10 protein-coding genes are annotated in these 12,824 nt (G+C 66.4%); 3 read left to right on the forward strand and 7 right to left on the reverse strand.

Features of this window, described 5'->3' with window-relative positions:
* Window positions 1-107: 107 nt before the first annotated feature.
* Window positions 108-1,544, forward strand: coding sequence for an amino acid permease (locus AC1RT8_RS09495; RefSeq protein ID WP_493075361.1), 1,437 nt, complete (start codon window positions 108-110; stop codon window positions 1,542-1,544).
* Between the two features lie 139 nt (window positions 1,545-1,683).
* Here the strand turns inward: AC1RT8_RS09495 and AC1RT8_RS09500 are convergent, their stop codons facing one another.
* The 7 genes from AC1RT8_RS09500 to AC1RT8_RS09530 all read right to left on the reverse strand — a co-directional run bounded on the left by AC1RT8_RS09500 (window position 1,684) and on the right by AC1RT8_RS09530 (window position 9,739).
* Complete coding sequence (locus AC1RT8_RS09500) at window positions 1,684-2,055, reverse strand: hypothetical protein (protein WP_493075362.1); 372 nt, start codon at window positions 2,053-2,055, stop codon at window positions 1,684-1,686.
* A gap of 11 nt (window positions 2,056-2,066) precedes the next feature.
* Window positions 2,067-4,736, reverse strand: coding sequence for an aconitate hydratase AcnA (gene acnA / locus AC1RT8_RS09505; RefSeq protein WP_493075363.1), 2,670 nt, complete (start codon window positions 4,734-4,736; stop codon window positions 2,067-2,069).
* 1,100 nt (window positions 4,737-5,836) lie between these two features.
* Window positions 5,837-6,037: a hypothetical protein gene (locus AC1RT8_RS09510; protein WP_493075364.1), complete on the reverse strand. Its 201-nt coding sequence runs from the start codon at window positions 6,035-6,037 to the stop codon at window positions 5,837-5,839.
* 88 nt (window positions 6,038-6,125) lie between these two features.
* Window positions 6,126-6,434 (reverse strand): hypothetical protein, encoded by a 309-nt coding sequence (locus AC1RT8_RS09515; RefSeq protein ID WP_493075365.1) that lies wholly within the window; start codon window positions 6,432-6,434, stop codon window positions 6,126-6,128.
* Complete coding sequence (locus AC1RT8_RS09520; protein WP_493075583.1) at window positions 6,431-7,900, reverse strand: L,D-transpeptidase family protein; 1,470 nt, start codon at window positions 7,898-7,900, stop codon at window positions 6,431-6,433. Before AC1RT8_RS09520 ends, AC1RT8_RS09515 begins: the two co-directional genes overlap by 4 nt.
* A 173-nt stretch (window positions 7,901-8,073) precedes the next feature.
* Window positions 8,074-8,838, reverse strand: a complete 765-nt coding sequence (locus AC1RT8_RS09525; protein WP_493075366.1) for an energy transducer TonB — start codon at window positions 8,836-8,838, stop codon at window positions 8,074-8,076.
* Window positions 8,839-8,893: 55 nt separating this feature from the next.
* Window positions 8,894-9,739 carry a hypothetical protein gene (locus AC1RT8_RS09530; protein ID WP_493075367.1) on the reverse strand — a complete coding sequence of 282 codons (846 nt, stop codon included), beginning with the start codon at window positions 9,737-9,739 and terminating at the stop codon, window positions 8,894-8,896.
* An 86-nt stretch (window positions 9,740-9,825) separates the two neighbouring features.
* Here AC1RT8_RS09530 and AC1RT8_RS09535 point away from each other — a divergent pair, with 86 nt between their 5' ends.
* Together AC1RT8_RS09535 and AC1RT8_RS09540 are read left to right on the forward strand one after the other, a co-directional pair.
* Window positions 9,826-12,201: an HAD family hydrolase gene (locus AC1RT8_RS09535; protein WP_493075368.1), complete on the forward strand. Its 2,376-nt coding sequence runs from the start codon at window positions 9,826-9,828 to the stop codon at window positions 12,199-12,201.
* A gap of 76 nt (window positions 12,202-12,277) precedes the next feature.
* Complete coding sequence (locus AC1RT8_RS09540; protein WP_493075369.1) at window positions 12,278-12,814, forward strand: superoxide dismutase family protein; 537 nt, start codon at window positions 12,278-12,280, stop codon at window positions 12,812-12,814.
* Window positions 12,815-12,824: the final 10 nt, after the last annotated feature.

Genomic DNA, 12,824 nt, shown 5'->3' on the forward strand with positions numbered 1-12,824 from the left:
TCCTGAAACCTGTTGACCGGGCTGTAGCGTCCCGCAATCGCGCGCGCCAGCATTGCGCCCGTGCTGCGAAGAGGCCTAGGTTTGCCGAAAATCCCCGGGGGAATGGAATGAGCAGCCTGTTCAGATTGAAGACGATCGTTGCGGCGGAGGACCAGCCGGAGCAGCACCGGATGGCACGGACCCTGTCCTGGCCGCATCTGGTCGCGATGGGCGTGGGCGCGATCGTCGGCACCGGTATTCTCACCCTGATCGGCGTCGGCGCCGACCGGGCGGGGCCTGCGGTGCTGCTCAGCTTCGCCGTCGCCGGGGCGATCTGCGCCTGCGCCGCGCTCTGCTATGCCGAAATGGCGACGATGATTCCAGCCTCGGGCAGCGCCTATACCTACAGCTATGCGGTGCTGGGCGAGATCATCGCCTGGTTCGTGGGGTGGAGCCTGATCCTCGAATATTCGCTGGTGGTGTCGACCGTCGCGGTCGGCTGGTCGGGTTACGCCGTGGGGTTCCTGAAGGGGCTCGGCATCATCCTGCCCGACTGGATGACTCATGGGCCGACTCTGGTCACGGAAGGCGGCATGCACCTGGCGAATGCGGGCATCAACGTGCCGGCGATCCTGATCATCGCGGTGGTCGCCGGGCTGCTGATGCTCGGCACGCGGGAAAGCGCGCGGATCAACAGCGCGCTGGTGATCCTGAAGATCGCCACTCTGACCCTGTTCGTCGCCGTGGCGCTGCCGCATTTCGATCCGGCCAATCTCCACCCGTTCGCGCCGAGCGGATTCGGCAGCGTGGCTGACGATCACGGCGTGAAATATGGCGTGATGGGCGCAGCGGCGATCATCTTCTTCGCCTTTTACGGGTTCGACGCGATCTCGACCGCGGCGGAGGAAGCGAAGAACCCCGAACGCGACCTAGCGGTCGGCATCGTCGGATCGATGCTGGCCTGTACGCTGATCTACATCATCGTCGCCGCGGCGGCGGTCGGGGCAGTGCATTACACCGTCTTCTCGAAGAGTGCCGAGCCGCTGGCGCTGATCCTGCGGGAACTGGGGAGCGGCGGCGTGGCGACGGTGGTTGCGGCTGCGGCGGCGATTGCGCTTCCAACTGTACTGCTGGCCTTCCTGTACGGGCAGAGCCGCATCTTCCTGGTGATGGCGCGGGACGGGTTCCTGCCGCCCTCGCTTGCCGCGATCTCGAAGCGGGGGACGCCGGCGCGGATCACGGCGGTGACGGCGGTGTTCGTGGCGATCCTGGCCGGGTTGCTGCCGCTGGATGTGATTGCCTCGCTTGCCAATGCCGGGACGCTTGTTGCGTTCGTGGCGGTCGCGGCGTGCGTGCTGGTGTTGCGGCGGAGAAGCCCGGGTGCGCGGCGGCCGTTCCGGACGCCGTTCGCCTGGGTGGTGGCGCCGGGGGCAATCCTGGGGTGCTGCTATCTGTTCATGAGCCTGCAGCATGTGACCCAGGTTTCGTTCCTGGTGTGGAACGGAGTCGGGTTGCTGGTGTATTTTCTCTATGCGCGGGCTCGGGCGGTGGAGGGACAAGGCTGAAAATCTCCCTCTCCCGGCGGGAGAGGGAAGGGTGAGGATGATGGGAAGTGCTTTCCCTTAGTCACCCTCTTCCGGCGCTTCGCGCCACCTTCTCCCGGAGGGAGAAGGGTTTGGTAACGCGATCTGCCGAGCTATTGAATCAACCCGCGCAGACCAGAGCCGCGATCTCGTCGCCCGAGGGCTGGTCGCTCATCGGTTCGATGAACGGCTTGGCCGGGTCCGCTTCCCTTGTGCCGGTCTGGACACCGTTATTGTAGAGCGCGACCCTGCCGAGCATCAGCATCTTGCTCGGGCAATCGAGGATGGCGTCGGCGATCGCCATATGGGTGTCGCCGATCTTGCCCAGGCGCAGGCGGAAGGCCCGCTGGGCGCCCGCCGTCTTGATCGAGCCGGTCTCGACGGCGCTCGAATAGCCCTCGGCCGTCACGAATGTCTTCCAGTCGTCCTCCGCCGCCGCGACGGGCGCGGCGGCGATCGAGAGGGCGAGCGACCAGAAAATCGCCTTACGCATATGTCACTTCCTCAGGCGGCCAGCTTGCGCAGAACATATTGCAGGATGCCGCCATTGAGGAAATATTCCAGCTCGTTGATCGTGTCGATCCGGCAGCGGGTCAGGAAGGTTTCGCTCGTGCCGTCGGCGCGGGTGAGGATCACCCCGACATCCTGGCGCGGGCGGATGTCCGCGACGTGCTGGATGGTGAAGCTCTCCGAACCGTCCAGGCCCAACGTCTGGCGCGTGACGCCCTCGGCGAATTGAAGCGGGAGCACGCCCATGCCCACCAGGTTCGAGCGGTGGATGCGCTCGAAGCTTTCGGTGATGACGGCGCGCACGCCGAGCAGATTGGTGCCCTTGGCCGCCCAGTCGCGCGACGAGCCGGTGCCATATTCCTTGCCGGCGATGACGACGAGCGGCGTGCCGTCCGCCTTGAAACGCATCGCGGCGTCGTAGATCGGCATGACCTCGCCTTCATACCTCGACATGCCGCCTTCGACGCCCGGGACCATCTCGTTCCTGATGCGGATATTGGCGAAGGTGCCGCGCATCATCACGTCATGATTGCCGCGACGCGCGCCATAGCTGTTGAAGTCGGCGCGGCTGACCTGATGCTCCTGCAGATAGGTGCCGGCCGGGCTGTCCGCCTTGATCGAGCCTGCGGGCGAGATGTGGTCGGTGGTGATGGAGTCACCGAGGATCGCGAGCGGGCGCGCCTCGATGATATCCTGCACCGGCGCCGGCGTCATGGTCATGCCGTCGAAATAGGGCGGGTTGGCGACATAGGTGGAACCGGCGCGCCAGGTATAGGTGTCCGAGCCCTCGACCTCGATGCCGCGCCATTTCTCGTCGCCGGCATAGACATTGCCGTAGCGCGACCGGAACATCGAATCGTCGATATTGGCGGCCATCACGTCGGCGATCTCGGCGTTCGAGGGCCAGATGTCCTTGAGATAGACGTCTTCGCCATCCGAGCCCTTGCCAAGCGGCGTCTCGACCATGTCCTCGGTCACCGTGCCCTTGATCGCATAGGCGACAACCAGCGGCGGGGAGGCGAGGAAGTTGGCGCGCACGTCAGGCGAGACGCGGCCTTCGAAGTTGCGGTTGCCCGACAGCACCGAGGCAGCGACGATGTCGTTCTCGTTGATCGCGGTCGACAGTTCGCTGGCGAGCGGGCCGGAATTGCCGATGCAGGTGGTGCAGCCATAGCCGACCAGGTTGAAGCCGAGGGCGTTGAGGTCCTCGGTCAGGCCGGCCTTGTCGAGATAGTCGGTCACCACCTGCGAGCCGGGGGCGAGCGACGTCTTGACCCAGGGCTTGGACGTCAGGCCGCGCGCGCGCGCCTTGCGGGCGACGAGACCGGCGGCGACCAGCACCGAGGGGTTGGAGGTGTTGGTGCAGCTGGTGATCGCGGCGATCACCACATCGCCGTCACCGATATCGTCGACGCGGCCCTCGACCGCGGCGCGAACCGGCTGCTCCTTGTGATAGACCTTGAACAGGTCGCCGTTGAACACCTCATCGACCTTGTTGAGCGAGACGCGGTCCTGCGGGCGCTTCGGACCGGCGAGGCTGGCCTGGACGGTGCTCATGTCGAGCTCGAGCGTGTCGGTGAAGACCGGATCGATGCTGTCCGCGTCGTGCCACAGGCCCTGCGCCTTGCAATATGCCTCGACCAGTTCGACCGTCTCGTCGGGGCGGGCGGTGAGCTTGAGATAGTCGATCGTCTTGGCGTCGATCGGGAAGAAGCCGCACGTCGCGCCATATTCGGGCGCCATGTTGGCGATGGTCGCGCGGTCGGCGAGCGTCATCGAATCGAGGCCCGGGCCGTAGAATTCGACGAAGCGGCCGACCACACCCTTGGCGCGGAGCATCTGGGTGACGGTGAGCACGAGATCGGTGGCGGTGATGCCCTCGTTCATCGCGCCGGTCAGCTTGAAGCCGACGACTTCGGGGATCAGCATCGAGACCGGCTGGCCGAGCATCGCCGCCTCGGCCTCGATCCCGCCGACGCCCCAGCCGAGCACGCCCATGCCGTTGACCATGGTGGTGTGGCTGTCGGTGCCGACCAGCGTGTCGGGATAGGCGATGGTCGCTCCGTCATTCGCCGAGGACCACACGCCCTGGCCGATATATTCGAGGTTCACCTGGTGGCAGATGCCGGTGCCCGGGGGAACGACCTGGAAATTGTCGAGCGCCTTGGAACCCCATTTCAGGAACTCGTAGCGTTCGAAGTTGCGGCTATATTCGAGATCGACATTGTCGCCGAACGCCTTGGGCGTGCCGAACTCGTCGACCATCACCGAATGATCGATGACGAGATGGACGGGGACCAGCGGGTTGATCTTCGCCGCGTCGCCGCCGAGCTTGGTGATCGCATCGCGCATCGCGGCCAGATCGACCACGCACGGAACGCCGGTGAAATCCTGCATCAGCACACGCGCGGGGCGATACTGGATCTCACGGTCCGAGCGGCGCTCCTGCTGCCAGTCGATGATCGCCTTCACGTCGTCGGTGGTGACGGTCTTGCCGTCCTCGAAGCGGAGCATGTTCTCGAGGAGCACTTTCATCGAGAAGGGCAGGCGGCTGATGTCGCCATATTTCTCCGCCGCATCGGCCAGTGAATAATAGTCGTACGACTTCGAGCCGACCTTGAGCGTCTTGCGGGCGCCGAGCGTATCCTGGCCAATGGCGGTCATCCGGGGTGGGTTCCTTCCCTGTCTGGCCGGGCGCGGCGGGGAGGCGGAAGGTTCCGCGCGGGCGCGCCCCGGCATGTGCGAATGCGATGAGTCGCGCGGGCCTTAGCAAGAGGGGTCGGGTTGGGGAAGGGCGGGGATGGGTGTCGCGCGATATCCTGATTTTCCGACGCGATGCGGAGGTGCCGGTAAGGCATGTGGTAGAGCGATCGAAAGACGCGGCGGGGCCGGAATCGGGCCGGCGGCAAGTAATGGCGATAGTTGCGGGCGATTTTCGCGACCCTACGTCCCCATCGAATTTTTCACCTGCGCCCTGGTCGGTGAAATAGCGATATGAAGAATATGGCGTGCGCGGCTCATCGCGAAGCTCGGTTTTCAGTAATTCTGAAATATAATGTGCAGGATTGGATGTACTCGTTGTCGACGGGTTATGAGAATAGATATTGGCGTCGGATATCGACCGAAGGATGCGTGACAGAATCGATTCCAGACGGGGCCTGTCCATGGCCGATAGTGCCTCGACGAGCTTCTCGACGGCCGCGGCCCGCCGTGCGCGTCGGATGGCGTTGATGGACCATTCCTCGGGACGGCGTACGCGCAGCCAGCGGAGCGCGGCCTTTGCGTCAGCGGGGACGTGGCGTTGGCAATAAGCAACGACCGGCGTACCGTCCTTGCGCGGGGTAAAGACGCGCTCGGCCAGATAGTCATAGCCGGTGGCGCGTTTGTAGAGCGAGGGGCGGACAGGACTCGCCGCCTGAGCGCAGCCCATCGCGACCGCGGCCGCAAAATCGGTGTGCCGTTCAAACCAGCGATAAAGCGTCGCCGGGCTGATCGAAAAGAGGCGGGCGAGATCGGCATGGGTTGCGCCCATGCGACAGAGGATGCGTGCCTGCCGGGCATAGCCGGGTTCGTAGGATGAAGGACGTGCCATGACGGCAGCCTGCGCCCGTGGCGCGGAAGATTGAATCGGGCGCGCGGATCGCGTGCGGATGCCGGGTAGCGCGCGGCCCTTTTCGTCAGATCGAGGAAAAGGGGTCAGAGTCATTTATCGGCAAGGCGCCGGCGGGTCGTAAAATGACGCTGCCCCCCTTTTTCTCAAAGGCTCACCCCGGCAGCGTGACCCACACATCGACCGGGGCGACGAACTTGCCCGGCGCGGGCTTGCCCACATCCACGCGTTGCGCAGTCACGCGTTCGCCCGAGGTGAGGACGAAGCCGGCGCCGGGGCGCGGCATGCGGCCGAAGGTCATTTTCTGGATGGGGGCGCCGGTGGCGGCGTTCATGATGGTCGCGATAATGCTCATCGCGAGGTCGATAGCCGCGGTTCGGGCGGGCTGTCGATGGGGGTTCCGCGTCAAATTCTTCCCCTGCCTTCGCCGGGGAAGAAAAGATTCAAGGCGCGGTTTCGTTCGCCGGTGTCTCGTCGCGACGCACGCGCGCGGTCATGCCGGTCGCATCGGCATCTTCCTGCGTCTGGGCGTCGGGATCGGGCGGGGTTTCACGCAGCTCGACGGTGGCGGCGTTGGCGGTTTCGGGTGCCGGCGTTTCCTCGGGAACCACGACGTTCATCGGTTCGGCTTCGTTGGCGATATTCTCTACCGGCGCCGACGATTCGGGCGTCGAATTGTTGCACCCTGCCAACGCGGTCAGCGCCAGCAATCCGGCTGCCAGGCCTGCGATCTTGCCCCGGTTCATCGTCATGATCGTGTCATCTCCTCGAGTTCAGGCAGGACCAGCCGGCCGGACGACCGCGCCTCGATCTTCGCGGCCAGGGACTTGTCCCAGCCATAAGGGTCGGCGCGGAAATTCATCTGGCCGCTCGTGCTGGCGAACGCCGTCCAATAGAGCAAATAGACCTCGACGGGTTTGGTCAAGGTCACGCGCAGCGTCTTGCCCTTCGCCACCTGCGCCGCGATCGCCTCGGGCGGCCAGGCGGGGTCGCCCTTGAGCAGCAGGGCGGCGAGTTCCGCCGGCTTTTCCAGCCGCACGCAGCCATGGCTGGCGAGGCGGCTGAAGCTGGCGAATTTCGCCCGCGACGGCGTGTCGTGGAGATAGACGGCATAGCTGTTGTTGAAGTCGAACTTGAACCGGCCGAGTGCGCTCTGGTCCCCGGCGGCCTGTTGCAGGCGGGTGCCGTCGATCACCTTGAAGCCGTTGCGCTTGAAATAGCCGGGGCTTTTCTTTTCCTTGGGCCACAGCTCGTTCGTCGCGATCGAGGTCGGCACGTTCCAGGGCGGGTTGATGACGATGCTGTTGATCGTCGAGGACAGCATCGGCGTCTCGTCGCCCGGCCGGCCGGTGACCGCGCGCATCGACATGACCGGCGTGTCGCCGTCGAACACGGTCAGCACGGCAGCCGCGATATTGACCTGGATGCGGTCACGCGGAAGCTCCTGCGGCAGCCAGCGCCAGCGCTCCAGATTGGCCATGATCTGGTGGACCCGGTCGATCGCGGGCACGTTGAGCGCGGCGAGCGTCTGGGTGGAGACGACGCCTTGCGGGTTCAGGCCGTAGCGGCGTTGCGCGCGCTGCACCCCTGCGACGAGTTCGGCATCGAAAAGATCGCCGGTGGCAACGACCTGCGCATCCTCGACCGCGAGCCGCTGGCGCAGCGCGAGCACGCGCGGGCCCTTGGCGCCGAGCGTGAGATCGGGGCCGGCGGGAACCGGCTGCCAACCGCCCGCCGCCTCGATCGCGCGGTAATTGGCGAGGCCCTTCAGCAGCCCGTCATAGCCGGCATAGGGCGGCGGCAGATTGGCGATCCAGGATCCCAGCCGGTCGCGCCGGACCGCATCGGCGAAGCCCGGCAGGGGATCGAAGGGCGGTGGGCGCAGGCCCCAGTCGGTGTTGAAATCGGCGGTGTCGAGCCGCCCGGCATGGACGGCGCGGGCATGGTCGAGCACGGCGCGGACCAGCGCGTCATTGTCGAGCTGCGGCGGGGCTGCCTGGGTCTGGGCCTGGGTCGGGGGCGCGGAGCGCAGGCCCTGGGTCATCGCATTGGCATCGAGCACGGCGCGGAGCTGAGCGGCCTGGGCTGGGGTGAGCACGGGCAAAGGGATGGGTGCGGCCGGCAGTATCGGGGGCGCGGGGACGGTGCGGACCACAGGCGGCGGCGCGACCGTCTGCCCGGCCTGGACCGGGGCGGCCAGCAACGCCGGCACGACCATCAACGCCGTGAACCACCGCGCGAGCGCGCCCTGCCTGTCGTTACCGAATTCGCGAGCCATCAGCTTCCTGTCGTTCGTGGCGCCGGCGGCCATGTGGCACGCCGGTGATCGCCCTAATATGAATGGAATAGGGATTTCCAGCGCAGGCCGCCACCCATGGCCACCTTATTGGCTCAAGGCACAGGGGTCGGCGTTGGTTCCGGGCGGTCGTCGATCAGCCAGCTATGGTTCTCGACGATGATCGAATCGACGGGTGTGCCGTCATCGTCTTTCGACGGCTTGAAGCGGAAACGTTCCTTGATCAGCCGGCAGGTCGTCTCGTCGAGTTCGGCGCTGCCGCTGGATCTGGTGACGCTGCACTCGGTCACCCGGCCGCTCACCGCGACGACATAGCGTACCGAGACCGTACCCGAGACCAGCGCTTCCTTCGCGGCGGCCGGATAGTCCGAATCCTTGAGGCGGCCGCGAACCCAGCGCGGCGGCGTTCCGCCGCCGCCGTCCCCGTCGCCGTCGCCCGCCCCGCCGCTGCCGGTGCCGTTCCCGACGCCGCCCGCGCCGGTGCCGGGGCCCGGAACGTCGGAGGCGCCGGTCGAGGCCTGGGCGCCGGTGCCGGGTTTCAGCGCCGCGACGACGGGCGGCGGCACGGTCACCTGGACGATCGGCACCGGTGCGACGATCTCGGTCGCCTTCGACCGCAGGTTTGCGGGCGAGGCGGCGCCTTCGGGTTTCGTGCTACGGATCGGGTGCGGGGTGATCTTCTCGGGTGGCGGCGGCGCCGGTGGGGGAAGCACGCCGAACAGGGTGAGCGGGCTTTCGACCGATCCGGGCAAACGCACGGCCAGTCCGGCGATCAGCGCATAGACCAGCAGCCCCTGCAGCGCGGCGGCGGCGAGCGCGGCCCTGATCCGATCGTTTGGGCTGGATTGCCGATAGGTCATCGTTCGCGGTTTTCCACGGGGAAACAACGATTCGGAATAGAAAAAGAACCCGCGCCTAGCTGCGGAATGCCGCCACCGCCTCGCGATAGCTGCCGGCGAAGCGATCGCCGACGATCCGTGCGGCTTCCGGCACGGCGGCCAGGTTGGCGGCGATCAGTGCTTCGAATTCGGACGGTGCCTCGCCGGTCGCCTCCAGGATCCGCGCACGATAGCCGGCCTCGACCGCATCGGCGCCAAGCCGCCGGTTCTCGCCTTGCGCGTCGGGCAGCCTCGTGACCGCATCGAGCGCGCCGAGCCGGTCGATCATCCGCCAGCCGGGATAAGGATCGGCATCGGCATAGTCATGCACCACGACCTTGTGCGCCGTGCGCGCCGCGAAGCCCGCGATATAGGCGTGGTGGTCGAAACAGTAGAACCAGTAGGGCGCGCCGGGCTCACCCGCGAGCGGATCGGGGATGAACACCATGCCCTTCTTCAGCACCTCGCGCAGCATCACCAGCGTATCGGCATAGACATGATGCTGGAGTTGCGCGTGGAGGCTGGCGAAATAGGCGCCTGGCTCGCGCACGACGATATGCCATTCGATCTCGGTCACGCCCATCGCGGCGGCGGTTGTCTCGATCGTCGTCGCGACGTCCGGATTGAACGGTATCGCTTCCAGGTCTTCCGAGGAGAGGATGACGGTGTCGCACCCGCTGAGCTTCGCTGCGCGCAACATCGTCTCGAGCTGGATCCCGTCGCCGTTCAGCAACGCCCAAGCGGCCTGATGATGCGCCGGATAATGTTTCTGCCGCTGGTACCAGATGCCCTGCGCGGCGAGCGCCGCCGCATTACCGTTGAGCAGATGCTGCAGATAGGTCGAGGCGGTCTTGTGGAAGCCGAGATGGACGATGAGGCGCATGGCCGCGTGCTAGCCAAAGAGGGTTAATGGCTTGATAACCAAAGGTCGCGATATCCGGCGGGTCATCATTGGCCACGGATATACAGATGAACACCGCGCGCGCCCACGACCTCCCGACCCTGCTCGACCGCGCGCCGGACGGGCTTCGCTACCTGTCGCTCGATTGTTTCGACACCCTGCTCTGGCGCGACACCAACGCGCCGACGGATGTGTTCGTCGACCTGAACCTCGACGGCGGGGCGATACAGCCGCGGCGGCGGGCCGAGTCGGCGGCGCGGCGTGCGGTGCGGCTCGATACCGGGCGGACCGAAGTGTCGATCGAGGCGATCCATGCGCGTTTCAATCCGGCGTCGGATGATGCGGCGGCCGTGTCGGTCGCAGCTGAACTCGACGCGGAGGCACGACATTGCTTCGGGTTCGCGCCGATCGTGGCGCTGATCGAGGGCGCGAAGGCGAAAGGCCTGGGGGTCATCATCGTCAGCGATACCTATTTCTCCGAAGCTCAACTCCGGGCGCTGATCGCGGCGGCGGCTGGCGACCATGTCCTTGGCATGATCGATCACGTCTTCTGCTCGTCCGAACACGGCATGAGCAAGGTGAACGGCCTGTTCGAGCCGGTGCTGAAGGCGCTGGGCTGCACGCCGGAGCAGATCCTGCATGTCGGCGACAATCTCAACGCCGACTTCACCGCGCCGGCCGCGCTGGGCATCACCGCGGTGCATTTCGTTCAGTTCGACGAGGAGGCGGGGCATCGGTTCCGCCTGGAGGCGGCGATTGCCGCCGTGCTCGATCCGCGCATTCGCGCCTCCCTGCCGGCGTGGCAGCCGCACCGCGCGGCGGTGTCGCTGCGGACCGATGACGATCCCGCGATAGCGCTGGGGCATGACGTGCTCGGACCGCTGTTCGCCTCCTATGCGGAATGGTTGCAGGGCGAGGTCGCGGCGCTGGCCGGGAAGACGGGCCGGAAGACGCATCTGCTGTTCCTGCTGCGCGACGGCTATCTGCCCGCCCGTGTCCATCGCGCCCTTTTTGGCGAACATGCCGGACAGATGGTCGAGATCAGCCGGATGGCCGCGATGCGCGCCAGCTTCCGCGACGAGGCCGCGATCCGTCGGCATTTATCTCGCGTGCCGCCGGGGTCCGACGCGCGCTCGATCGCCAAGCAATTGCTGTTCAATACGGACGAGATCGCCAAGATCGCGCCGGCCGGCCTGTCGGGTACGGCCCGCGCCTTTGTCCGTTCAATCATGCATCCCGCCAATGTCGCGAAGATCGTCACGCGCTCGGCGCGCTTCGCCGAGCGGTTGGTCGCTCATCTCGAGCGCGCCGGCGTGGCGCAGGGCGATGCCGTGGTGTTCGCCGATCTGGGCTATAACGGCTCGGCGCAGAATCTGATCGAGCCGGTGCTGCGCGAGCGCCTGGGCCTGCATGTCGCCGGCCGCTATCTGGTGCTGCGCGAGGATGCGCCGAGCGGGCTCGACAAGGCCGGTTATTTCGATACGCGCACCAGTGATTTCCGCGTGCTCGATGCGATCTGCGGGCCGATCTCGCTGGTCGAGCAGCTCTGCACCAAGGCGCAGGGGTCGGTCGTCGACTACAAGGCGAACGGCGAACCGATGCGCGCCACGGAAAGCATCAAAACGCTTCAGAGCGCCACGCGCGATACGGTGCAGGCGGCCTGTGTCGCCTATGCCGAGGGCGCGCGGGGTTGTGGCCCGATTTCCCGCGCCGACGGCCCCGAGGCGCGACGTATCGCCGCGACCGGATTGCTCGGGCGGTTGTTGTTCCTGCCGTCGCATGCCGAGCTGGGTGTGCTGGAGGCGTTCGAGCATGATTTCAACTGTGGCAGCAGCCAGCAGGTCAAGCTGATCGATCCGACGGCGTCGCAGGCCGATCTGCGCCGGCGCGGCCTGCTCTATACCGGCTCGGCCGACCGCATGTTCCTGCCCGGCGAGTTCCGCAGGAACGGCCTGCCCCTGAGCCTGTCCTTCCTCGTCACCAGCCGCTTCGGTCTCGATTTCAAGGGCACCGATTTCAGGGGCGACCCGATCGGGCTGCCCGTCATCCTGATGGACCAGCGCGGACAGGCGATCATCGAGGCCAAGGCCTGGGCGACTCATGACGGTTATTATGCCGCGACCGTGCCGGTCGGCCGCGCGGCCTATTCGGTCGCGGTGAGTTGGGGTCAGCTCTACGATTATGTCGAGCTGGAGGAGATGAGCTTCCACCGCGTCGCCGAATTCGCCGAGGCGAGCCCGGACGATCATGCGCCGATCCCGGCGACGATCATCCCCGATGCGATGGAGGGCGTGGGCGGCGGCCTGTACCGCTGCCAGTCGCCGAATGCCTTCACCCTGATGCCGCCGCCTGTGGGAACCGGCGACGATGTGATGCTGCTGAGCATCGTATTCCGCCCGATCGTGCGGCGGGATACGGCGGCGGCGGTCCGCGCGGCGGCCTGAGTTTTCGCACGCCGCTGTTGCGCGGAACCGCCCCGGACCGTAGCGGTTGGGTCGGGACGCCAACAGGAGAATTCACATGCGCATCGTGACGATCGGGGCAGCGGCAATAATGACGTTGGGGCTTTCGGCTTGCGACAAGCATGGCACGGAGGTCGGGGCACCGATCGCCAATGGGGCCGGGGCGACCGCGAGCCTGCGCACCGCCGCCGGCGTCGATGCCGGCCGTGCCACGGCGCGAGAGGTTGCCGGCGGGCTGCGTTTCACCATCGACGCGAAGGGCCTGCCGTCGGGCACCCATGGCGCGCATGTCCATATGACCGGCACCTGTACGCCGCCGGACTTCGCGAGCGCCGGCGGACATTGGAACCCGACCGCGATGAAGCACGGCTCGATGAATCCGGCCGGGCCGCATGAGGGCGACCTGCCCAATCTGATCATCGGCACCGACGGGCGCGGCACGCTGGGCATCACCATCCCCGGCGCAACCATGGCCGGGCTGCTCGACGCGGACGGATCGGCGATCGTGGTGCATGCCAATGCGGACGATTTGATGACCGATCCGTCGGGGAACAGCGGGGCGCGGATCGCGTGCGGGGTGTTCGCGGCAGGCTAAGAACTCCCTC

This window comes from Sphingomonas sp. GW821-FHT10F11, from assembly GCF_058809095.1.

Excerpts from the sequence above, each read along its gene's own strand:
- AC1RT8_RS09500 (WP_493075362.1), bottom strand. The coding sequence starts at position 2,055 with ATGCGTAAGGCGATTTTCTGGTCGCTCGCCCTCTCGATCGCCGCCGCG.
- AC1RT8_RS09495 (WP_493075361.1), top strand. The coding sequence starts at position 108 with ATGAGCAGCCTGTTCAGATTGAAGACGATCGTTGCGGCGGAGGACCAG.
- AC1RT8_RS09540 (WP_493075369.1), top strand. The coding sequence starts at position 12,278 with ATGCGCATCGTGACGATCGGGGCAGCGGCAATAATGACGTTGGGGCTT.
- acnA (WP_493075363.1), bottom strand. The coding sequence starts at position 4,736 with ATGACCGCCATTGGCCAGGATACGCTCGGCGCCCGCAAGACGCTCAAG.
- AC1RT8_RS09510 (WP_493075364.1), bottom strand. The coding sequence starts at position 6,037 with ATGAGCATTATCGCGACCATCATGAACGCCGCCACCGGCGCCCCCATC.
- AC1RT8_RS09520 (WP_493075583.1), bottom strand. The coding sequence starts at position 7,900 with ATGGTCGTGCCGGCGTTGCTGGCCGCCCCGGTCCAGGCCGGGCAGACG.
- AC1RT8_RS09530 (WP_493075367.1), bottom strand. The coding sequence starts at position 9,739 with ATGCGCCTCATCGTCCATCTCGGCTTCCACAAGACCGCCTCGACCTAT.
- AC1RT8_RS09535 (WP_493075368.1), top strand. The coding sequence starts at position 9,826 with ATGAACACCGCGCGCGCCCACGACCTCCCGACCCTGCTCGACCGCGCG.
- AC1RT8_RS09515 (WP_493075365.1), bottom strand. The coding sequence starts at position 6,434 with ATGACGATGAACCGGGGCAAGATCGCAGGCCTGGCAGCCGGATTGCTG.
- AC1RT8_RS09525 (WP_493075366.1), bottom strand. The coding sequence starts at position 8,838 with ATGACCTATCGGCAATCCAGCCCAAACGATCGGATCAGGGCCGCGCTC.